This is a genomic window from Clostridium sp. YIM B02506 (assembly GCF_022324845.1).
Classification (GTDB): Bacteria; Bacillota; Clostridia; order Clostridiales; family Clostridiaceae; genus Clostridium_T; species Clostridium_T intestinale.
Map to the genome: position 1 here is coordinate 91,927 of NZ_JAKGTG010000004.1, position 22,102 is coordinate 114,028.

General features: G+C 31.6%; 22 protein-coding genes. 1 reads left to right on the forward strand and 21 read right to left on the reverse strand.

Annotated features, from left to right (window positions below; genetic code table 11):
- Positions 1–35: 35 nt before the first annotated feature.
- The 15 genes from L1S49_RS05170 to L1S49_RS05240 all read right to left on the reverse strand — a co-directional run bounded on the left by L1S49_RS05170 (position 36) and on the right by L1S49_RS05240 (position 16,119).
- A complete protein-coding gene (locus L1S49_RS05170) occupies positions 36–353 on the reverse strand; it encodes a hypothetical protein (RefSeq protein ID WP_238902854.1) in 318 nt (105 codons plus the stop codon).
- 159 nt (positions 354–512) lie between these two features.
- Entirely contained in the window at positions 513–1,484 is a 972-nt protein-coding gene (locus L1S49_RS05175; RefSeq protein ID WP_238902855.1) for a flavodoxin family protein, read from the reverse strand.
- Positions 1,485–1,613: 129 nt separating this feature from the next.
- A complete protein-coding gene (locus L1S49_RS05180) occupies positions 1,614–2,123 on the reverse strand; it encodes a PTS glucose transporter subunit IIA (RefSeq protein ID WP_238902857.1) in 510 nt (169 codons plus the stop codon).
- Between the two features lie 10 nt (positions 2,124–2,133).
- Positions 2,134–3,099, reverse strand: coding sequence for an ROK family glucokinase (locus L1S49_RS05185; RefSeq protein WP_238902859.1), 966 nt, complete (start codon positions 3,097–3,099; stop codon positions 2,134–2,136).
- A gap of 75 nt (positions 3,100–3,174) precedes the next feature.
- Positions 3,175–3,819 carry a histidine phosphatase family protein gene (locus L1S49_RS05190; protein ID WP_238902861.1) on the reverse strand — a complete coding sequence of 215 codons (645 nt, stop codon included), beginning with the start codon at positions 3,817–3,819 and terminating at the stop codon, positions 3,175–3,177.
- Positions 3,820–3,844: 25 nt separating this feature from the next.
- On the reverse strand, positions 3,845–4,819 hold the full coding sequence (locus L1S49_RS05195) for a TIM barrel protein (RefSeq protein ID WP_238902862.1): 975 nt from the start codon (positions 4,817–4,819) through the stop codon (positions 3,845–3,847).
- An 11-nt stretch (positions 4,820–4,830) separates the two neighbouring features.
- Positions 4,831–5,271 carry a DUF6379 domain-containing protein gene (locus L1S49_RS05200; protein WP_238902863.1) on the reverse strand — a complete coding sequence of 147 codons (441 nt, stop codon included), beginning with the start codon at positions 5,269–5,271 and terminating at the stop codon, positions 4,831–4,833.
- Between the two features lie 18 nt (positions 5,272–5,289).
- On the reverse strand, positions 5,290–6,393 hold the full coding sequence (locus L1S49_RS05205) for a Gfo/Idh/MocA family oxidoreductase (protein ID WP_238902865.1): 1,104 nt from the start codon (positions 6,391–6,393) through the stop codon (positions 5,290–5,292).
- 44 nt (positions 6,394–6,437) lie between these two features.
- Positions 6,438–7,352, reverse strand: coding sequence for a sugar phosphate isomerase/epimerase family protein (locus L1S49_RS05210; protein ID WP_238902867.1), 915 nt, complete (start codon positions 7,350–7,352; stop codon positions 6,438–6,440).
- 30 nt (positions 7,353–7,382) lie between these two features.
- Positions 7,383–8,435: a Gfo/Idh/MocA family oxidoreductase gene (locus tag L1S49_RS05215; RefSeq protein ID WP_238902869.1), complete on the reverse strand. Its 1,053-nt coding sequence runs from the start codon at positions 8,433–8,435 to the stop codon at positions 7,383–7,385.
- Between the two features lie 168 nt (positions 8,436–8,603).
- Positions 8,604–11,006 (reverse strand): helix-turn-helix domain-containing protein, encoded by a 2,403-nt coding sequence (locus L1S49_RS05220; RefSeq protein WP_238902870.1) that lies wholly within the window; start codon positions 11,004–11,006, stop codon positions 8,604–8,606.
- 190 nt (positions 11,007–11,196) lie between these two features.
- A complete protein-coding gene (locus tag L1S49_RS05225; RefSeq protein ID WP_238902872.1) occupies positions 11,197–12,591 on the reverse strand; it encodes a PTS transporter subunit EIIC in 1,395 nt (464 codons plus the stop codon).
- A 352-nt stretch (positions 12,592–12,943) separates the two neighbouring features.
- Positions 12,944–13,219: an antibiotic biosynthesis monooxygenase family protein gene (locus L1S49_RS05230; RefSeq protein ID WP_238902874.1), complete on the reverse strand. Its 276-nt coding sequence runs from the start codon at positions 13,217–13,219 to the stop codon at positions 12,944–12,946.
- 19 nt (positions 13,220–13,238) lie between these two features.
- Positions 13,239–14,696 carry a glycoside hydrolase family 1 protein gene (locus L1S49_RS05235; protein ID WP_238902875.1) on the reverse strand — a complete coding sequence of 486 codons (1,458 nt, stop codon included), beginning with the start codon at positions 14,694–14,696 and terminating at the stop codon, positions 13,239–13,241.
- 31 nt (positions 14,697–14,727) lie between these two features.
- On the reverse strand, positions 14,728–16,119 hold the full coding sequence (locus L1S49_RS05240) for a PTS transporter subunit EIIC (protein WP_238902877.1): 1,392 nt from the start codon (positions 16,117–16,119) through the stop codon (positions 14,728–14,730).
- Between the two features lie 308 nt (positions 16,120–16,427).
- On the opposite strand from L1S49_RS05240, the gene L1S49_RS05245 reads away from it, so the two are divergent.
- Positions 16,428–16,859, forward strand: a complete 432-nt coding sequence (locus tag L1S49_RS05245) for a MarR family transcriptional regulator (RefSeq protein WP_238902879.1) — start codon at positions 16,428–16,430, stop codon at positions 16,857–16,859.
- Between the two features lie 406 nt (positions 16,860–17,265).
- Here the strand turns inward: L1S49_RS05245 and L1S49_RS05250 are convergent, their stop codons facing one another.
- From L1S49_RS05250 to L1S49_RS05275, 6 genes are all read right to left on the reverse strand, one after another.
- Complete coding sequence (locus tag L1S49_RS05250; protein WP_238902880.1) at positions 17,266–17,940, reverse strand: hypothetical protein; 675 nt, start codon at positions 17,938–17,940, stop codon at positions 17,266–17,268.
- A 310-nt stretch (positions 17,941–18,250) separates the two neighbouring features.
- Positions 18,251–19,048 (reverse strand): RnfABCDGE type electron transport complex subunit B, encoded by a 798-nt coding sequence (locus tag L1S49_RS05255; RefSeq protein WP_238902881.1) that lies wholly within the window; start codon positions 19,046–19,048, stop codon positions 18,251–18,253.
- A gap of 12 nt (positions 19,049–19,060) precedes the next feature.
- A complete protein-coding gene (gene rsxA, locus L1S49_RS05260) occupies positions 19,061–19,639 on the reverse strand; it encodes an electron transport complex subunit RsxA (RefSeq protein ID WP_181602499.1) in 579 nt (192 codons plus the stop codon).
- Positions 19,640–19,663: 24 nt separating this feature from the next.
- Positions 19,664–20,344, reverse strand: coding sequence for an electron transport complex subunit E (locus tag L1S49_RS05265; protein WP_238902883.1), 681 nt, complete (start codon positions 20,342–20,344; stop codon positions 19,664–19,666).
- 14 nt (positions 20,345–20,358) lie between these two features.
- Entirely contained in the window at positions 20,359–20,967 is a 609-nt protein-coding gene (locus L1S49_RS05270) for an RnfABCDGE type electron transport complex subunit G (RefSeq protein WP_021803298.1), read from the reverse strand.
- A 2-nt stretch (positions 20,968–20,969) separates the two neighbouring features.
- Positions 20,970–21,824, reverse strand: a complete 855-nt coding sequence (locus L1S49_RS05275; protein WP_238902884.1) for an RnfABCDGE type electron transport complex subunit D — start codon at positions 21,822–21,824, stop codon at positions 20,970–20,972.
- Positions 21,825–22,102 lie beyond the last annotated feature (278 nt).

Genomic DNA, 22,102 nt, shown 5'->3' on the forward strand with positions numbered 1-22,102 from the left:
TATCACATTTAAATTGAATTTAGATCTATTTTCATTTATTGATAATTTTCTATACTTTCTACTTCATCATAATAAAATCGTATTTCCTCAACTTCCTTATCTTTACGTTTGAGTATATAACCGTAATTATCATACATACCAATAACATAATCGTACAAATCCATATCTGGGTTTGCTTTTCTTCTTTCTATATCTCTAGGTATCTTTATTAACATTAAATAATCTTTCTCTTCTTTATAATATGGTATAAATAATGGTGGCATAAGATGCTTCTCAGTAATCTTATAAATCCAAGTACCAAAGGCATCATATTCACTAACTCTAAAGTTTTCTGCTTTTATCATTTCAATCATCACATCCCATATTTTCTCAATAATTCTATTCAACACCATTATATCAAAAGTCAAAATAAGGAGTAATCCTAATGAATAAAAAGATTAGAAGAAAAACAGCAATTCCATCTAAAACGAAATCGCTGTTTAAAAAGCAAATGTTATTATTCTTTATATAATTTACTCATTGATATATGAATCAAAGTTCTTATACTTATCAAGCATCTTAGGCATTTCTTCTTTTGCTGCCATTAGTTTTGGTCCACAGATTTTTCCGAATCCTTGAATTTCTACTGTATGTTCTCTTAAGCCATCAAAGGTTCCTCTTGCTCTTCCTTGTTGTTTTTCAGAGAATTCTACATGTACTTTTTCCCCATCTACTGAAAGTCTTCCTTCAATTCCGCAGATTGGACATTCTACTTTTGTTGTTCCATTCATCATTAAAAGATTTTGATGACAAACAGGACAAGTTCCTTCATTCCCAAACCACTTTATATCTTTATCTTCTTTGAAATAAGCTTCTGATGTTTGTTTTCCCATTTCATGAACATTAGATATAAGAGTTTTATCTAGAACTGGATTACCTGTAGTTCCCATATGATGTGCGTCATAGTTACCAACTGCCTTCATCATTGCTGGAAAACCAAATAAATGCATAGTAGCTGTTCCCATTGACACCCAGTTCTGAGTACTTGTTCCCCCTACCGATATATATGATACAGTACGTCTTTTTAATCTTTCTTGTGGATATGCATCTGCATCTCCTGGAACTTCTCCACGTCTTCTTTTATCTAATACCCAATTAATTGCTGATACATCATGTCTACATGAAAAACGGTCAACTAAGTTTTTGAATTGACCTACTGGTTGCAATACATAAACTGGTGCTCCAACTATGATGCAGTCTGCTTTTCTAATTTCTTCTTCTACCATCTGCATATCATCTTTCACTATACAGTCATTGTCTCCGCCTCTCTCTAAACTTGTTGAACAAGCTCCACAGCCAGTACAACGATCAATTGTCAAACGGTTTGTATTAATAAATTTTACTTCTGCATCTGGTGCTCCTTCTTTTGCTCCATATAATGCTTCTTTCACAAGTATATCTGTGTTTCCCATCTTTCTTCCGAATGATAATCCTAAAATTTTCATAAATTTATAAACTCCTCTATTTTCTATATTACTTGTTTCTATTTATCCACAGTCATTTCTTCATAGGTATAGTTATGCACAATATAATACATATTTCCATTACTTGCGCACAAATTAGTATACATTTTCTTATCTGTGCACAACTTGCCCTACTATCTCTGTGGCTTTTAAGCTGCCAGTTTTTGAATATATTATTTCACTTATCGAATCTACATTTGAAAATACTACTATTAGTGAACTATTTATATTGTTTTCTTTCAAATAACTTAAATCTACTTCTGCAACTTTAGTGCAAGCTTCTATAGTTTGTCCTTCTGATACTAATATTTTGAATGGAACTCCGTTTAAACTTACAGTATCTATTCCCATATGTAATATTATTTCATCTCCTTGATCTGAAACTATACATAGGGCATGTTTTGTAGGGAATATACTCTTCACTGTACCTTTAACAGGAGAATACACATCTTTGTCTTCGGGCATAACTGCATAACCGTCCCCTAATATCTTTTGTGAAAACATCTCGTCTTCTACATTTTCCATACTTATAAAGGTTCCATTAGCTACTGAGTATATTAAGGTATCTTTCTTTTCTATTACTTTTGGTTCCTCTTTCTTTTTCTTTAAGAAATTAAACATTATAATCCTCCTAGTTTTGTTCTTTAGCTATGTATGCTGCACCTATTATTCCTGCATCATTTCCTAATATAGCTAACTTTATTTTTGTACTTTTTCTTACTTGTGGAAAAGCATGTTTATTAAAATATTTCTCAACCTTTTTAATCAAAAAGTCTCCAGCAGCTGACACTCCTCCTCCAATAACTATGTCTGTTGGATTTAATATGTTAGCTATATTTGCAGAAGCTAAACCTAAATAATAGGAAACTCTTTCTACAACAACAATTGCAAATTTATCTCCTTGTTTCCCAAAATCAAAAATATCTTTAGCTGTAATTTCAGTTCCTTCATTAATGATAGAATGAAGCTTTGAATCTTCTGCATATACCTTTGATAGATGTTTTGCTAATCTTACTATTCCTGTAGCACTAGCAACGGTTTCTAAACATCCATGATTTCCACAGGTACATTCAAAACCAGTTTCAGGTTCAACTATTATGTGTCCAATTTCTCCAGCTGCGCCTATTGCACCATGAATTAATTTGCCTTCTGCTATGATTCCTCCCCCTACACCAGTTCCAAGGGTTATAAAAACAACGTCTGGTCTATCTTCTCCTGCACCTATCCACTTTTCTCCTAGAGCAGCTACATTTGCATCATTATCTATATAAAAAGGTACCTTTAGTTCTTTCTCAAAAGCAGCTTTAATTTCTTGTAGTTCTCCCCAATTTAAATTATAAGCTCCAACTACTGTTCCTTTTTCTCTATTTATAGTTCCTGGTGAACCCATTCCTATTCCTTGAAAATCCTCTATTTTTAAGTCCATTGAAGCTAAGGTATTTTTAATAGATTCTATAATATCTGGTACTATGTATTTACCACTATACTCTATTCTAGTATCTATGCTCCACTTATTGATTACTTCTCCGCCTTCTGTCAGTATTCCAAACTTAACACTTGTCCCACCTAAATCAATTCCTAATAAATTTTTACTCATCTTCCACCTCTAATCAACTAATAGATTAAAAGAGAGCTATTTTAACTAACTCTCTTCTAATAACTTTACTAACTTTTATATATTAAAGTCTTTTACAGAATAAGTTTCATCTCTGTACTCTAAGATAGTTATACTTGAATTAGCAATTTCTCTTTTAACATTTATTGATGGATCTACATAATTAACTATGCTTCTTATTACATTTCCATGAGTGACTATTAATATATTTTTTTCTTCATCTTTTTCTTCTACATCAGATGTTATCAACTTTAATCCAGATAATATTCTGTTCCAAAACTCATCATAACTCTCAGTATCCTCTGTAGGATCAATCTTTTTCATTTCATCAGCTATTTCTTTTAAACTTAGTTTCTTGAATATATCTTCTTGAGGAATACCTAGGTTGTCCGCCATTTGTTTATAAACTTCTAACCCATTGTTCCCTTCAAAACTCCCAAAAAAGGTTTCTCTTAATTCTCTTATAGATTTAATTTCTACATCTTCTTTTTGTTTGTTATGATCTAATATTATTTGTGCTGTTTTTATGGTTCTTCCTAAATCACTTGAGTATACTCCGGCAAATTTTATGTCTTCTAATCTTTTGCCTGTTAGAATTGCAACTTCTTCTCCACTAGGAGTTAAAGGTGCATCAGCCCAGCCCTGCATCTTTTTATATTTATTTAAATAGGTTTCTCCATGTCTAATGAAATATAACTTCACTCCTAATTTTCACCCTTTCAGAATTCTATACTAATCCTAGTATTTTCTTCTCCATATTTAAATGACGTTTAACTTGTTCTACAGCATCATAAGGTCCTTCTTGCTCATATTCAGATACGATGTATCCATTGAAATCCGATTCTTTTATGATTGATAGTAACTCTTCATATGGTATACTTGCTTCTACTAAGTCTTCACCTACATAGTGGAATTTTCCATGCATTTCAAAGCAGTAAGGCATTATCTTCTTAAGCCCTTCATAATCTGGACTGTTAGAGAATTGAACAAATCCATACATTCCATTAAAAGCAGCCATAGTTGGTCCATTTGCTCCTGCTTTTTGAAGCTTTTCTGCTGCTTCTCTCATTGGAACACCTTGAAGTCTTAAATCTCTACTCATTTCTAAAAGTTCTAATGGTGCCCCTTGAGCCAAAGCTCTTTCCCAATGAGGTTTGTTAGGTTTTGTTGCAAAACATCCAAAGTCAGGTATAAATCCTATATGTTTTGAACCACTCTTTTCAAATACTTCTAAGTACTCTTGCATTATTGGACTGCTTGGAATCTCAGGATTGTGTATTTCTATACCAACCTTAACATCATACTCTTCAGCATATGGTGCAAGTCTTCTCATTGCATTTGGAGACATTAAAAACTGCTCTCTCATAACTTTACATCCAAGTTTGTTTGCAGTCTTTAAGTCATTTATAGCTCTAGATAGCATCTCATCTTCAGTAAGATTTCTATCTGCTCTCATTCCTCTATCCATATTAGCTCCATAACAAATAGCTTCAATGTCATAATAAGAATTCATAGCCTTTATTTCTCCTAAGAACTTATCACTTACATATGGATACGATCTAACCATTTGGCTCCCTACTATTTCATAGCCTTCTGCTCCAAGTTCCTTAGCAGTTCTTATACAGTCTTCTAATGTAAATGTTCCTTTGCAATAATTATCTGTAAAACTAAAAAGTGTTACTCCTAATTTAATGTTACTCATGTATCTCACTCCTATCCTTCAATTGATAATACCTTTTTACCACAGCCATCTATTGGCATGTATAAATGGTCATTATCTGCACTTGGTAGCGGCATATAAGGTGAACGGAACATTAATGTTACATCAATTTCATGTTCTCCTACTTCTAGTCCACCTAGTTTTCTTACCTTTATTTTTGCTGGTTCTAATACATCCCAGAACTCGTCATATGCATATTGTAGTTGATTTACAGCAAACTCCTTATCATTTATGCAAAATACTACATCTGGTTCATCTACTTTTACTCCATCTACTGCAACCTCAAACTTATCTATTACAGAAAGGAAATGTCCTCTATAATAGCTAAGACGAATATCAAATTCAAATCCATTTTTCTTTCCATTGATGTAAGTGTTTTTTAAACTGTTATCGCATACTACATCAACAAAGTTTATTCTTAATGCAAATCCCATTAAACTTTCCTCCTATTTCTAAAATAATACTTCTTTACCTGTTGCTGCTGCTTTATATATAGAATCTAATATCTTTGTAACAACAAATGCTTCTTCTGGTTTTACTAATGGTTCTGTGTCATTTATTATTGCATCTATCCATTGAGCTGCTTCTAATGCTTCTGGTGCATTTGAAGAACCTTCAAAGAATGCTATGTTTCCAGATGCTGAATTTCTCTCTTCTGTTAACATTCCATTGTGTGCTTTGTTGTATATTAATTCATTTGTTTTATAACTCATTCCAGCATTGATTTGAGCACCTGCTTTTGTTCCGCAAAGAGTTGTAGCTGCTTCTTTTGATTCAAGTACATTTAATGCCCATGATGCTTCTAAGAATACAGTTGCTCCATTTTTCATTTTGATATAACCAAAGGCTGAATCTTCAACTTCATAAGTTTCTGGGTCCCATGGTCCAAACATATTTCCTTCAACTGCTTCTGGAAGATTTCCAAGCTTGTTAAATACAGAACCAGTTACTGATACAGGCTCATAGTTGTTCATCATCCATAAAGTGATGTCTAGTGCATGAGTTCCGATATCTATTAATGGACCTCCACCTTGTTGAGATTTATCTGGGAAAACTCCCCAAGTTGGTACTGCTCTTCTTCTTAATGCATGAGCCTTTGCAAAGTATATATCTCCTAATTCTTCATTAGCACAAGATTTTTGTAGAGATTGTACTTCTTGTCTGAATCTATTTTGATATCCTACAGTAAATTTCTTTCCTGATTTCTTCCAAGCTTCCATCATCTTTTCAGCTGCTTCTGTAGTATGAGCCATTGGCTTTTCACATAGTACGTGTTTTCCAGCTTCAAATGCTGCAACAGCTATTGGGCTGTGAGCTACGTTTGGTGTACATATATGAACTACATCTATAGTCTTATCTTTTAATAATTCATTGTAATCTTCATATACTTTAGCACCTTCAGCTCCAAATTTTTCTGCTGCTTCTTCAGCTCTTGCTACAACAACATCACAAAATGCTACCATTTCTGCTTTATCTTTTTGTAAACTTAATGCTGGAAAGTGCTTGTTATTAGCTATTCCTCCGCAACCTATAATACCAATTCTTACTTTTTTCATATCTCTTACCTCTTTCTTTTAATTAGTTAATTTTCACAAATTATTTATATGACGAAATTTCTTAAATACTTAACGCTTAATTTAACTGCTTTTTTAGCATCTTCATAAGATTTTTCAAAAGCCTTATCTTCAACTTCTATACAAGTGTATCCTGTGTATCCTATATCAGTTAATGCTGACACATATTTTCCCCAGTTAACATCTCCTAAACCTGGTAACTTTGGAGACATATATTGTAGAGGGGTAGCCATTATTCCTACATCATCCAACTTGTCTTTATATACCTTTATGTCTTTATAATGTACGTGGAATATCTTATCCTTAAATTCATATAAAGGCTTGATATAATCAATTTGTTGCCATATGAAGTGTGATGGATCATAGTTAATTCCTAGGTTTGGACTATCTAATAAACTAAATACTTTTCTCCAGTTTGCTGGTGAAGTCATAAGATTTTGTCCACCTGGCCACTCATCATCTGTAAATAACATTGGGCAGTTTTCAATTCCTATCTTTACATTGAACTTCTCAGCATGTTTAATTATAGGAGTCCATACTTCCTTAACTATTTCTAGATTTTCTTCTACTGTTTTAGTTGGAACTCTTCCTATAAAGGTAGTTACCATGTTGATTCCTAATTTTGAAGATGCTTCTATAAGCTTAAGTAAATGATTTACATACACTTGTCTTTTTTCTAAATCCGCATCCAAAGTGTTAGGATAATAAGCTAATGATGATATCTCAACATTTCTTGCTTTTGTATATTCTTTAATATAGTTAACTTTTTCATCACTTAGATCCTCTACGTCTATATGACACACTCCTGCATATCTACGTTCAGCTTTTCCTTTTGGCCAGCAAGCTAGCTCTACACATTCCATATCATTTTCAGCTACAAAATCAATAACTTCTTCAAATGTGCTTTTATCTAAAATAGCACTTACTACTCCTAGTTTCATATTTACTCCCATCCTTTCTCTTATTATTTATTACTCATTAAACTCAACTGTCTTATTAGTTTCACTAGATAAGACAGCTGCTTCCATAACAGATAACACTCTTCTTACTTCTGGAATTTTTATCTTAAGTTCTTCTTTATTATTTAAGACTTCCACAAAGTTTTTATAAAAATCTGTCCATTCAGTTTTTACTTCTGGTAATGGTTCTGAGTATAATGCTCCAGCTGGTTGTGGTGCAAATTGTCTAGTTGGTCCTGCAACTGTTTCTGCAATTTGTGCTGGAAGCTTGTCTAGAAGTTCACTAGTTCTCCATATCTCTCCGTCACAAGCAAAGGAGTTTATTTTTAAGGTTCCTCTGTTTCCTGCTACTAACCATCTTGGTTGATAATTTAAGACATAAGTTCCTAATTCTAAATGAACTGTAATATTGTTATCAAACTTCATTATTATTTTGAAATAATCATCAACTTCATCATTTATAATGCTTTTTATATCTGCAAAAACACTTAGTATTTTGGAACCCTTCATCATAAATAAAGTTTGATCTATTAAATGTACACCCCAGTCATACATCATTCCGCCACCGTACTTTTTATATAAATGCCATTCATGAATTCTTCCGTTAGCTGTGTGAAGTTTTGACTCTATGGTAAAAATTTGTCCTATTAAATTTTCCTCATATACTTTTTTCACAATTTGAAAATCTCTATCCCAACGTCTGTTTTGATGAACTGTAAAGATAACATTATTATCTTCAGCTGCCTTTGTCATTTCATCTAATTCTTTTGTATCTAAGGCTGCTGGCTTTTCATCGATTATGTGTTTTCCTGCCTTTGCTGCTCTTATTGCCATTTCTTTATGTAGATGATTTGGTACAGTTAAAAGAACTGTATTTACTTCTTTATCATTTAAGACATCTTCTACATCGGTGTATACCTTCAGTCCTCTTTCTTTAGCTTCTTGTATACGCTCTTCCTTTATATCACATACACAAACTATCTCAACGTTTTCAACTCTAGTGGCATTTTCAGAATGCCATTTCCCCATGCCTCCAAATCCAATTATCCCTAACTTAAGTTTCATAATTATCCTCCTGTTTTCAAACCGTTTCTATATTTAAATGATAACAAATACATAAATTTTCAAATACTTCATTAATTCAAAAATCTCAACGCTTTTTTGCAAATAAAAAAAATAAAAAAGAGTGATGTCAAAAATAATCCGATTATTTTTGACATCACTCTTTTTATCTTATTCTATCTTTTTATTGAACTTAATTAAACAAATCTCATGAGCTTCAAGCTCACTATCTAGGTGTAAACACTGCTCACTCACTTTAACCTTCTTTATTGTAAGCCTCGGAATACAAATCTGCTTTAAATGATTAATGTATTCATTATTTAAATCATCAAGATAATCTAAATTTGCCCATTCATCTAAAACGCTTCCGTTGTTTTTATTTACTGAATATATTTTGATTTCATATTCTCCATTTGGAACATCATTTAATAGTATATTAAGTTTTCTTGGGTTCTCATCTTCAAATATAAATTTGTGGTCATTAATTAACACTTCATCCTCTTCCTTAAGGTAATACATGTAATTAAAGTGTTTATAATTGTGACAAATCAAAGTATAGTTATCCTCATCTCCAACCGTTAATATATGATTTTCACCTTTACTTACTAAATACTCTTCAAGTTCATTCATAAAGTAAAATGCATATAAGGAAGGTTTAAGTATCCCGTTTTTGGCTACTAGTCCAACTCCCCCATTTAATATACTTTTTGAGTCAAAATATTCTCCAAATACATCTGAACCTACCCAATAGCTCATCATATCCACATCTTCCAAAGTATCAATAAGATTCTTAACAACATATGCACCTTTATAGCAGCTGTCATTTGTGCTATTTCTATTAGATATGGTGTTGTTCCACTCAGTTATATATATAGGCTTTTCAAAGTCCTCTAATTTACTTCTAATATTTCTTATTTTATTTGCTACAAAATTAGGGTCTTTTGCTCTTCTTGAATTCATTTCTCCTTCTTTTTCCCCTTGAACATATGGGTATATCATTAAGGATATAAAATCAAATTCTATTCCTTTTTCTTTAATTTTCTTTAACTCCATAGAAAACTTCTTTACATCATATAATTTAAATCCAGCTCCACCTAAGCATATTCTTTCTGAATACTTCTTTATTATCCTGTAGGTTTCTTTATAAAAATCACAGTAGTTTATATTCATATCACTATTAGAAATATCATCTTTTCCAAACTCAAATTTCCACTGCTCAACTCTTTTTAATCCATAACGATTAATCACATTTGCCATAAACTTTTTAATAAGTTTTGTCCATTGTGTTATACCGTCAATTTTCTGTGAGCTTTTATCATATACTACAGCCTTACTTGGACTTCTATGAATTCTTCTATCCTTAAATGAAAGCTCTATAAATGGATTCAGTTGATTTTCAGCTAAAAAATCCAATACAGAATATATCTTATCAAAGTTTAAATTGTCTGTTTGCCTTATATCTATATACATTTCCTCGGAAAATATATTCCAAAATCTCACATACTTAATATTAAGCTTATTTTTTAATAGGATTATGTGTGCCTGCATGTTGGAGTTTAATAAATCTCCTGCACTCCCCATATTAATAACTTCATTCCAAGTTTTATTATATAAGTTTTTACTGTTAACACTTTCTACTATATTAATGTTGTTTCCTTCACTCTTTTCATCCGCTGAAGTCATGGAGGTTGCGGAATATTCCTTTAGCTTTTCATATATACTTTCCTTTATGTAACTAGTCTCATTTACTAATTCTTGATTCTTTACTATTCCGTTTTCTTTTCTATATTCAGATGGAGTAATGTTAAAAGCTTTTTTAAAAACTTTATTAAAAGAATTTGTACTTGGAAATCCTGTTTCCAAAGCTATATGAGTAATTGAAGAATTAGAGCTAGTAAGCTTCTCCACAGCCTTATCAAGCCTAAACTTAGTTAAATAATCAAGAAAATTATTTCCTATATTCTTTTTAAAGAATCTTGAGAAATAAGATGGCGACATAAATAGTTCGTTTGCTACTTCTGATAAAGTAATATCATTATAATAATACCTATTTATATAATCCAAAATATTCTCTATTCTTTCATCATACTCATCATTGATATTAGAAGTATAATTTTTAGATACTATATAATTACTAACAAGCTCATTTAAGAGCTGGTAGGCTAAGCTATACTGCTTAAAGCTTTTTCTTTTATCCATAACTACAATTAGATTAACAAACTCTTTTATAATAGATCTTATCTTATCATGATTATTATCTAAATCTTTAATCGAATTACAATCAAACTCTACATTTCTTTTTCTAATAATGCTCTTTAAAAGCTGAGTAGATATATGCAGCTCACATATTAAGTTCTTTTCAGTTTTAGAATTATAGCTATGTGAATCATTAGAATTAAATATTACAAAATTATCCTTAGTTAAAGTACTACTTTTGTCATTTATACTAAACTCAATTTCCCCCTCTAAAACATAAATAAACTCAACCTCAGCATGATTATGCTTTTCCATACTTTTATTAATAAATATATTAAACATAATTTCCGAATTAAAATCGTTAAATACTCTATTCATAATTCACCCACTTACACAATTCATCTTTAAGTAATAATTGAAAACCTTTAAGCTAATTCTAACATAATCTATATCAATGTAGAAGAAAAAAGGTGTTAACAAAATAATCTAATAGATTACTTTGCCACACCTAATTTAAATTATCCAGAATTCAAATGAGAATCAAATCCCACCTAAATCAAGCTTCTCTTTACAGTTTAAAGTTTTTATCATTTTCCTCTGTCCAACCGAATTTATATGTTAGACCTACTGCTAACACTAAAGTTATAGCTGATCCTAATAAAACTCCATAGAATCCCATATCTATACCTGAGTTAGGATTAATTAATGCTGGTATTCCTAGAACTCCTGTTGCTAATGTATATAGTTTTCCTCCTAATAATGAAGATACAATAGCACCTATAACCGCACTTATGCTACCAATTAGGAATGGTTTTTTAGCTGGCACATTTAACCCAAATAGCGCTGGTTCTGTTATTCCAAAGAATCCAGATACTGTAGCTCCTGTTGCTACTGATTTTACATTTTTATTTTTTGATTTTAATGCAATACCTAAAGCAGCACCTGTTTGTCCCATGCAAGCAACAAAGAAAGTTATTGCTCCAAAGTAGCTATATCCAAAAGTTGAAAAGTCTGAAGTAAATATAGGAATAAATGCTTTACTAATTCCAAAGAATACAAGAAGCTGCCATACTCCACCTACAATTGCACCTGTTATAGTAGGTGTAAAGTTATATAGAGTTTGAACTGATAGTGTAACTAGTGCCATAGCCTTAGTAAGAACTGGTCCTACAACTAATAAAGTTAAAGGGGCAACTATAAGTAATGTAATCATAGGAACAAAAATCATTTTTAATATATCTGGAATTACTTTTCTTAATTTCTTTTCTACTACAGATGCTAACCAAGATGCAACTATAATAGGGAATACTGTTTTTGAATAATTCATAAATAATAGCGGTATACCTACAAAATTCATACTATTTCCACTAGTAACTTGAGCCATTACCTCTGGATACATCATAGTTCCTGCAATAATCATCGAGATATATGCTTTTCCACCAAAATGATTTGCTGCTGTATATGCTAGGAAAAATGGTAAGAAGTAGAATATACTTTCTGCAATTGCATACAGCACTATATATGTTCCACTATCTTTAGTAAGTACATTTAAGAATGTTAATAATGATATTATTCCTTGTAAAGTACCACATGCTGCAAGCGCACCGATTATTGGGATGAAAATAGCTGAAGCTATTTCTGAAATTTTATCAATTAAATTAAGTTTCTTTTTACTTGGTACATTGTCTAGTTTCTCATCAACTGATCCTGATGACTTATCACCTAATATACTTTTTGCTTCAGCATAATATTCTGAAACTTCATTTCCAATTACAACCTGTAATTCTCCCCCTCTATCAATTAAGCCCATAACAGGTTGTACCTTTTTTAAATTCTCATCATCTACAATGTTACGATCTATTAGCTTAAATCTAAGTCTGGTAAAGCAATGACTAACTTCAGCGATATTCTTATCATCACCTACTAATTTTATTATTTCTTTAACGGCTACTTTTTTATCCATAACATCTTTCTCCTTAAAATATATTTAATAAATATATCCCTTACTGCAGTAGAGATTACTATTAATGTCTTGCATTAATCGTTTTCTTCTTTAACACTATAATACCAAAGCTATTAATGTAATCATTCTCATTTTTCACAATATTATAGCTCTATTTTTGTCTAATACTTATATGAATTAAAGAATTGGACAAAAAACGCATGATTATTTTTTACTCTACTTGTCTTTTCCACTGTTATTGCATTGGAACATTTCTTTGCAATCTTAATTCACATTATTCTAGTGCTAAAAATATAAAAAGAACCGTGTGCTATTTGTCTAGCATCACAGTTCTTCTTAATAATATCTCTGGTTATACTTCAAAGGTTTCTGTTACATTACCTATAAAATATTCTCTTAGCTCTGGTTTATACTTCAAGAAAACAGAACCATCGTATTTTTTTAATACTTCTTCACTTTCCCATAATTCATAGTTTAAAACAACATCCTCTTCTTGATTTGACACCAATACTTTGGCATCAATACATCCATCAACTTTAGCCATGTCCCTTGCAAATTTTCTTGAAACATCTATATACTCTTGTTTTCCTTCAACTTTTACTTTATTTTTTACAATTACTGCGAACATAAAACTACTCCTATCTTAATTAATCTAACTCTTTACCGTTACTAGAGATAACTTTCTTGTACCAATAAAAACTATCTTTCTTATATCTTTTAAAATTATCTTCATAGTCTACATAAATAAACCCATATCTTTTATTTTTATTCCCTGATGCACTGTACAAATCAATACATCCCCATGGTAAATATCCAAAACACTCTATATTATCTATTTCTATAGTATCCTTTACTGCATTAATATGTTGCCTTAAATACTCAACACGATAAGGATCATGTACTGTTCCATCAGATTCTAATACGTCATCCTCAACCCCTAACCCATTTTCAACAATTAAAAGAGGCAAACTATATCTATCATATAAATCATTCATTAAGACTCTTAGCCCTAAAGGATCAATTGTCCAACCAAAACTTGATTTTTCTAACATTGGATTTTCATATGCTTGATACATTATCTGAAGTGTCTTTGCATCTTCGTTTACCTTACTTTCATTACTTTTCATACATATAGAAAAATAATAACTAAATGATATGAAATCTATTTTTGACAACGAGTTAGTAGCTAATTCCTTAAAGGAATCGTCTTTATAAATATTAAGGTTAATATTATCAAACTCAGCAATTTCTCTATGATTATAACTACCCATTACTAATAAATCTAAATAATCATACATCTTATTTTGCTCATGTTTTACTGCTTCAAATACATCTTTTGGATGAGAAGTCATTGGATATGCCTTAGAGCTTGCAAGCATACATCCTATTTTTCCATCACTCACTAGCTCATGGCATAGTTTTACCGCTTTAAAATGTGCAATATTGGTATTGTGGTACACTCTCAATGTAAATTCTTCATAACCTTCATCCGTAGCTTTTAGCTTTGTTTTTGTGTGAAGGCATGGTAACAATTTGCATAAATTATTTTCATTTAGTGTTAACCAGTATTTAACCCTATCTCCAAATAACTTGAAGCAGGTTTCACAGTATCTTTCAAAAGCATCAACTGTTTCTACTCCATACCATCCATCAAATCTCTCAACAAGACTTTGCGGTATATCCCAGTGGAATAGTGTTACTACTGGTTTTATTCCATGCTTAACTAATTTATCAAATACTCTATTATAAAAATCTACACCTTCTTTGTTATATTCCTTATCATCACCATTAGGATAGATCCTTGTCCATGCAATTGACATTCTAAAACTATTGAATCCCATTTCTGCCATTAGTTCTATATCTTCTTCATAGTGATGATAAAAGTCAGATGTAGTTGAGTAATCTGCATTAGATTTAATCTTTATTTCCCCTAATTGTATCTCTCCTGTTTTAGATATTACATCATATATTGAATCACCTTTTCCACCTTCGTTAGCTCCACCCTCAAACTGGAATGCTGAAGTAGAACCTCCCCATAAAAAATCTTTCTTCATATAAATCATCACATCGCTTTCATTAATTTCTTCATCTATTATTAGAATCATTTAGAATATCCATAGGTTAGAATTTACTTAATTACGCTTTTACTTCTTCTTTTACTAAAGTATTTTCAATAGCACTATTTTTTGATAAAACCTTTGTTGCTATAAATGCAGCTACAAATGAAATAATCATTGTACCTATTGCTACAATTAAATTGGTGAACCCTTGTCCATCTAATGTTCCTGGTAATCCAACTAAACTAGCGGATACTATTGCATAGAATTTCAGCTTAAAAATACCTGCAAATAATCCCCCTATTCCACCACCTATTATTACTGCATAAAATGGTGTTTTTAAAGGTAAGTTAACTCCATACATAGCTGGTTCTGAAATTCCTAGTACTGCTGATAATGAAGCAGCCCTAGCTTCTGCCTTTTTATCTTGGTTCTTAACAATTGTTGAAACAGCAAGTGCTGCCCCTGCCATTGCAAGATTTTCTGCCATCATAGCTGGTACTAATAACGCTTCACTACCTGTTGCTGTAATAGTTGCAACTATAACTGGAAATGCAAATGAATGAGTTCCTGTAACTATCATAATAGGCATAAATGCAGCTAGTAATGCAACTGCTATGAATCCTGCTTTATCTCCGAAGAAAACTACAAACTGTCCAAGATAGGTCGCCACATAATTACCAGCTGGTCCAATTATAAGAAGCATAATAGGTAGCATAACTAACATCGTCATCATTGGAGCCATAAATGAACGAACTACTGGATGGAATATTTTCTTGAAGAATTTTTCTACATAACTTAAAAGCCAAACCCCTAATATAATTGGTAAAACACTTGCTGAATATTTAACATTTGGAACTGCTAATCCAAATATATCTAAATTATCAACTCCTAATGCTGAGAAATTGCTTAACTGAGGATGTACCAATATACTTCCTAACATCATTGAAAGAAATGGATTTGCATCTAATTTTTTAGCAGCAGTATATCCAACTAATATTGGCAAGAAATAAAACCCTGCTTCTCTAATTATATTGAAAGTATAATAAGTTGGATTTTGAGTACTAACTAAATTCAAACCTGAAAGTAATGCTAATATTCCTCCAACCATACCTGCTGCAATTAATACAGGCACAATAGGTGTAAAGATTCCTGAAACTACTTCAAAAAATCTATCTAATACAGGCTTTTCTACTGTATCTTTTTTATCAGAGTCTGAAAAATCCCCTAGTTTATTTACCTCTTCAGCAACCTCTGATACATGCGATCCTATGCATACTTGAAATTGACCACTTTGAATTACTACTGTTATAACGCCCTGCAAACTCATAATCTTTTCTTTATCTGCTTTTTCGATATCTTTTAATTGAAATCTTAATCTAGTAGCACAATTCATCACGTGATTTACATTTTCTTTTCCACCAACATACTTTAGAATGTCTTTAGCCAATGACTCATATTTTTTTGACATACTTATCCCTCCTGGTACTCTTATAACTTTAATCCTATAATTTCATACTTTTTCTTATTATCTACCGGTAAATTTAATTCATAATAAAGAAAACGTTTATCTATAAATACATTGTATTCTATGTATTTATAGATGTCAATACATAGAATACAATGTATTTTTCAATTTCTAATTTATAATGACGATAAAAACTAGAAAAATAGGGTTTTAAAGCAATATACATAAATATCTATGTATATTTAAACTTATATAAATTTTATTGAATATGTTATAATATACATAGATATTTAAATATAAGGAGTTTACATATGAGTTCAAGAAAAGAAACAAATTTGATAGGAAACTTAATTCACGCTGTTGATAAATTAGCTATTATTAAACATAACGATAATCTAAAAGTTTATGATGTTACTTTTACTCAAGCAGTAATAATGGAGTATATATATTCTCATGAAGAAGGCAGTGTTAATCAAAAAACTTTAGAAGTTGCTTTAGGTTTAACTAATCCTTCAGTAACATCTTTAATAAAAACTATGATGAGTAAAAATCTTATATATCGAATTAAAGATGCACAAGATGGTCGATACTATAAACTATACCTAACACCTAAGGGGCAAGAGTTATGCATTCCTTGTACCAAAACCATTGTAGAAGTTGATAAATCCTATACTAAAAACTTTACATTAGAAGAGCGAGAACAACTTTTTACTCTACTTAATAAAATGCTTGAAAATCTATAAAATAAGCCAGTTGTAGATATACTAATCTACAACTGGCTTATTTAACTTATCAGTCCGCTGCTTCGCTTTTTCTATTTACCACTTTTGCACTGCTCCTATTTTTCACTGCTGCACTTTTCCACTGCACCTGTGCTTTTATGCTTTTGCATATCGATTCTCCACTGTTCCGGCATTTGCAAATAGCACTGTAGCAATGCACCACTTTTCTAATGTTGTTGCATTTTAACATTCCACTGATTCACTTTTCTGCTGTTTCAGCATTGGCAAATACCACTGCTCCTCTTTTCCACTGTTGCTAAATAGGAACATTTCTATGATTTATCTGATGTCTAGACATTGTGCTCCTTGCGGGCATAAGTTCAACTAACCTTCAGTGGAAGACTAAAACTCCCTCTGAAGCTAAGTTTCACTTTATAGAGCTTGTACTTTTCTTTGAAATAGCAACTAACACTCCCAGTAATATAGATAAAAATGCTGATGCCAAAACTCTATATTCAGGTGGTAGTAAAAATACGATTGTATGACAGGGCATCCAAACAAATATACATGTTTTTAGCCAAGAAAAACCTACCATCCCTTGCCAATCAACTCTATTTACCATTTCACTAACTGTTATTTTCCCCTGTAGAATTCCCTTACTCTTTTCACAACACATATCTACAAAAAGATCTCCAAACTTATGATAAATATACATCATTGGACCAAAGGTCATGTTCATAATAACACTTGCAAATAATGCTAAAGCTACTTTTGATTCTTGAAAAGGCAATTTTCCACTTGCTTGTGCTCCAGCTGCACCTGCCATAAATACGCTGAACACCAATGTTATCATCATTCCTAGAATTCCCCAAACTACTGCTTTAAAGAAAAATCCTTGTGAAAAGCTCCATTTTCCCTTTAGTATCCTTCCCCCAAGCATGTCCCCCATAGATGCTAAAATAAAGAACTTTATAAATCCTCCAATATAAGCATGAGCTTCAGTAAAACTTATAAATACAGATCTTGCACTTGGAATTACAAGTACCAAAACCCAAATTAGAAGCAATAGTCCCCATGCTATGTCACCTTTTAAATTTTTCATAACTACTTCCTTTCCTATTTCTACTGTAACTAAAAATAATTCTGTATGATTTCTACATAAATACTTGATAATAATTTAACACATTTTCTTTTTAATTATAGTTTGCTACCCTAAACATAGTCCAATAGCAAATATGTATAATTCTTATAACTAAAAGCTATTACTTGATTTAAAAATAGCCTAAATTTGTCTCTAATGCAGTTTTAAAAATAGACTCTACATAGTAGAAGTAGACGTGAAAAAAAATAAAGTGCAGAAGACAAAATAATCAATTTATTTTCTCTCTGCACTTTAACTTATAATTTATATATTATACAACTCTTCTTATTGCCTTAGTTGGACATTTCTCCACACATATTCCACAATTAACACACTTATCATAATCGACCTTAGCTAAAAGGTCATTTACATGAACTGCATCATGTGGACAATTCTTTTCGCATATTTTACAACCTATACATCCTACACTACAGTTTGTTCTTACTATCTTACCAACATCTTTAGAGCTACATGCAACTCTAACTTTTTTGTTTTCTGGAATAGATTCTATTAATCCCTTAGGACATGCTTTTATACAAGCTCCACAGTTAACACATTTCTCCTCGTTAACTTTTGCTATTCCATCTACTATATCTAAAGCTCCAAACTTACATACATTAACACAGGTTCCTAAACCTAAACAACTGTATGAACATCCAGATGCAATCTTATCCCAGTTTTCATGAGCATCAACACAGTTAGTATAACCTGCTGTATCTAGCTGTATCTTTTTATTTGAGCAATTTCCATTACAGTTTACAAAGGCCACTTTTTTCTCAACTTTTTCAACCTTAACGCCAAGTATTTCTCCTAAAGCATTTGCCACTTTTATTCCACCAACTGTACATCCATTTACTGGCGCTTCTCCACTTACAACTGCCTCAGAAAAAGCATCACATCCTGGAAAGCCACAGCCTCCACAGTTAGCTCCTGGTAAGGCTTCACGAACCTTTGGAACTCTAGGGTCTACCTCTACAGCAAATTTATCTGATGCGTATCCTAAAGCGGTCCCAAATATAATTCCTAAAACACCTAAACTTAAGGCTGCATATAATATATTAATATCCATTCTTCCGCCCCCCTACTTTATTAAGCCTTGAAAGCCTAAAAATGCTATAGACATTAAGGCCGCAGTAAATAAGGTAATTGGTAATCCTCTTAAAACTCTAGGAATATTTTCATTATTATCAGTTTTTTCTCTAATAAAAGATAATAAAACTATGGACATCATATATCCTAAAGCCGCTCCAACACCATTTACTACTGATTGTAGGAAATTATAATTTTCCTGCATGTTTAATACTGTCATACCTAATACAGCACAATTTGTAGTTATAAGTGGAAGATATATTCCAAGAGCTTTATAAAGTCCTGGACTCATTTTCTTTATTACCATTTCAACTAGTTGAACTAAAGACGCTATAACTAATATAAAAGCTATAGTTGATAGATACTGAAGTTCAAGTGGTACTAATATAAAGTTAAACACTAAATAAGACATTATAGATGCTATAACCATAACAAAGGTAACTGCAAACCCCATTCCTATAGCAGCATCTCTCTTTTTTGATACCCCTAAAAAAGAACATATTCCTAGAAATCTAGAAAGCACAAAATTATTTACAAACATGGCACTTACAAAAATCAATAATAAATTCATTTATTTCACCTTCTCCTCTTAATACTATTTTTCTGTATTGCATCCAGTTCCACAGCCTGAACAATTTCCACAGCCGTGTTCTAATGTCTTAGGTGAAGTTCCATTTTTATCAGCTTTTCTAATATTAATGTAGTTTAAAATAGCCATTAAAAAGCCTAATGTTATAAATGCTCCTGGAGCAAGAATCATAATTGAAGCTGGTTTATAACTTTCTGGCATTATAGTAAAACCAAAAACTGCTCCTGAACCTATTAACTCTCTAATAACTCCAACCATTGTTAAAGCTAAAGTAAATCCTAGTCCCATTCCAAGTCCATCAAAAATTGATGGTATTATAGGATTTTTTGAAGCATAGGCTTCAGCTCTTCCCAAAATAACACAGTTTACAACTATCAAAGGAATAAATATTCCTAAAGATTTATATAAAGCTGGTACATATCCTTGAATAAACATCTCTATAATAGTTACAAAAGACGCAACTACAACTATATATGCTGGTATTCTTATTTTATCTGGTATAAATTTTCTTAAAGCAGAAATCAACATATTTGAAAATATTAAAACTATTGTGGTAGCTATTCCCATTCCAAGGGCATTTTCAGTAGAAGTGGTTACAGCTAGAGTTGGACACATAGCTAAAACTTGAACAAATATAGGATTTTCTGTTATTACGCCATTTTTTACTCTTTCAAATACTTTATTCATATAAACAACTCCCTCTAACTTTCTGATGCTCCGGAATTTGCATCCGTACCATTTTCATCGATAGGTGCCTCTCCCTGAATATTAACTCTATAGTAATTAATAGCTTCATTAACTGCTGTTCCTACCGCTTTTGAGGATATGGTTGCACCAGTTACTCCTTCAACCTCATTTTCACTAGTTGGAGTTGTCTTCACCATACTAATTCCTTTATCTATTGGTACATTTTTAAATCTTTCTTTAAATTTATCTTCATCTATTTTAGCTCCTAACCCTGGGGTTTCAGAGTGAGATATAACCTTAAGACCTGTCATTTTTCCTTCATTTGATATTGCAATCATAAGGTCAACTGGACCATGAAAGCCTTTGGTATTTACTTTAAATAAATATCCAACTCCCTCAGAACCATTTTTTCCTTCAAGAACTTCTAAAATATTCCCCTCTAACTTTTTATCTGTTTCTTCAACAGAAGTTGCTAAAGGCATAATTAATGCTAAGTCTTCTTTATTTAGTTTAGAATTTTCTGCAATTGCATCTTTAGTAACACCATTTGCCAATCCTAAAAGAACTCCTGCTATAGACGTAATTATTGCTAAAATAATCCCTAACTTAAAATTCTCTTTCATATTTATGCTACCTCCTTTATAGGCTTTCTTTTAGTAACATAATCAATTACTGGAGTTAACAAGTTTATAATTATAATTGCATAATAAGGACCATCTGGGTTATATCCATAGATCATAATTATGCTTGCAAGCATAGCTGTAAGCGCTCCAAAAATTACTTGTCCAAGTTTTTCCTTTGGTGTGGTTACGTGATCATTAGCCATAAACACTGCTGATAATACTACTGCCCCGTTTATAACATTTGTATAATCACCAAGAAAATATCCTTCTCTTGAAAATACCCAGTTAAATAAAGCAAAAAATGCTAAATAACTTAAAGTACTTCTATAACTAATAACACCTCTAACTAATAGATAAATAAATCCTACTAATAAAGCTAATACAGAAACCTCGCCTAGATTTCCACTAGCTGCTCCTAAGAATTTATCCATTAAGCTAGCAGCTTGTACCGTTTCTCCACCTGATGGTTTAGCTATAATTGCTGCCCAAGATGTAATTAAAAACACCTTTCCAACTGCAGCTGGGTTCATAAAGTTTCCTCCATATCCTCCAAAGAAACTTTTAACAAAGATATTAGAAAATATAGCCCCTATTACAACTATCCATATTGGAAGATGGCTTGGCAGAATCAAAGCAAATAATATTCCTGTAACTACTGAACTTAGATCCTTTAATTTTAACTTCTTATCTCTTCCATAGTTCCAAATAACTTCACATAAAATCGAGGTTATAACTGATGCTAATATTATTTTTACAGCATCAAACTTATAAAAATACATACTTGCAGCAACTGTAGGCAAAGTTGCTATAATTACTTCAACCATAGTTTTGTTCTTTAAATTTAGATTGTTTGACAAATTATTCATCCTCTCTTTATAGATAAGTTTTTAAGTACATAAAGCAGCTGTCATTTTTTTATCGGCTTGCACTTTTTTGTCTACGTTCATTTTCATTTTAAGAAAAAACTAGTTTTTCCTTGATAAAAAAAAAACAAACCGTTTCCTAATCGTCTGGGCTCTCCCCCCTGAGTAGCCCAGACGACTTGAAAACAGTTTCCTGCTCAACCGATACGTTCATATTTATTTCATAATAATATTATCATAACGAATCTTCTCTGTCAAAAAGTTGTTGGTTG

What these genes read in the sequence shown, in the direction of transcription:
- L1S49_RS05170 (WP_238902854.1), bottom strand. Translation starts at nt 353, where the DNA reads ATGATTGAAATGATAAAAGCAGAAAACTTTAGAGTTAGTGAATATGAT.
- L1S49_RS05175 (WP_238902855.1), bottom strand. Translation starts at nt 1,484, where the DNA reads ATGAAAATTTTAGGATTATCATTCGGAAGAAAGATGGGAAACACAGAT.
- L1S49_RS05180 (WP_238902857.1), bottom strand. Translation starts at nt 2,123, where the DNA reads ATGTTTAATTTCTTAAAGAAAAAGAAAGAGGAACCAAAAGTAATAGAA.
- L1S49_RS05185 (WP_238902859.1), bottom strand. Translation starts at nt 3,099, where the DNA reads ATGAGTAAAAATTTATTAGGAATTGATTTAGGTGGGACAAGTGTTAAG.
- L1S49_RS05195 (WP_238902862.1), bottom strand. Translation starts at nt 4,819, where the DNA reads ATGAGTAACATTAAATTAGGAGTAACACTTTTTAGTTTTACAGATAAT.
- L1S49_RS05200 (WP_238902863.1), bottom strand. Translation starts at nt 5,271, where the DNA reads ATGGGATTTGCATTAAGAATAAACTTTGTTGATGTAGTATGCGATAAC.
- L1S49_RS05205 (WP_238902865.1), bottom strand. Translation starts at nt 6,393, where the DNA reads ATGAAAAAAGTAAGAATTGGTATTATAGGTTGCGGAGGAATAGCTAAT.
- L1S49_RS05210 (WP_238902867.1), bottom strand. Translation starts at nt 7,352, where the DNA reads ATGAAACTAGGAGTAGTAAGTGCTATTTTAGATAAAAGCACATTTGAA.
- L1S49_RS05215 (WP_238902869.1), bottom strand. Translation starts at nt 8,435, where the DNA reads ATGAAACTTAAGTTAGGGATAATTGGATTTGGAGGCATGGGGAAATGG.
- L1S49_RS05220 (WP_238902870.1), bottom strand. Translation starts at nt 11,006, where the DNA reads ATGAATAGAGTATTTAACGATTTTAATTCGGAAATTATGTTTAATATA.
- L1S49_RS05225 (WP_238902872.1), bottom strand. Translation starts at nt 12,591, where the DNA reads ATGGATAAAAAAGTAGCCGTTAAAGAAATAATAAAATTAGTAGGTGAT.
- L1S49_RS05230 (WP_238902874.1), bottom strand. Translation starts at nt 13,219, where the DNA reads ATGTTCGCAGTAATTGTAAAAAATAAAGTAAAAGTTGAAGGAAAACAA.
- L1S49_RS05235 (WP_238902875.1), bottom strand. Translation starts at nt 14,696, where the DNA reads ATGATTCTAATAATAGATGAAGAAATTAATGAAAGCGATGTGATGATT.
- L1S49_RS05240 (WP_238902877.1), bottom strand. Translation starts at nt 16,119, where the DNA reads ATGTCAAAAAAATATGAGTCATTGGCTAAAGACATTCTAAAGTATGTT.
- L1S49_RS05245 (WP_238902879.1), top strand. Translation starts at nt 16,428, where the DNA reads ATGAGTTCAAGAAAAGAAACAAATTTGATAGGAAACTTAATTCACGCT.
- L1S49_RS05250 (WP_238902880.1), bottom strand. Translation starts at nt 17,940, where the DNA reads ATGAAAAATTTAAAAGGTGACATAGCATGGGGACTATTGCTTCTAATT.
- L1S49_RS05255 (WP_238902881.1), bottom strand. Translation starts at nt 19,048, where the DNA reads ATGGATATTAATATATTATATGCAGCCTTAAGTTTAGGTGTTTTAGGA.
- rsxA (WP_181602499.1), bottom strand. Translation starts at nt 19,639, where the DNA reads ATGAATTTATTATTGATTTTTGTAAGTGCCATGTTTGTAAATAATTTT.
- L1S49_RS05265 (WP_238902883.1), bottom strand. Translation starts at nt 20,344, where the DNA reads ATGAATAAAGTATTTGAAAGAGTAAAAAATGGCGTAATAACAGAAAAT.
- L1S49_RS05270 (WP_021803298.1), bottom strand. Translation starts at nt 20,967, where the DNA reads ATGAAAGAGAATTTTAAGTTAGGGATTATTTTAGCAATAATTACGTCT.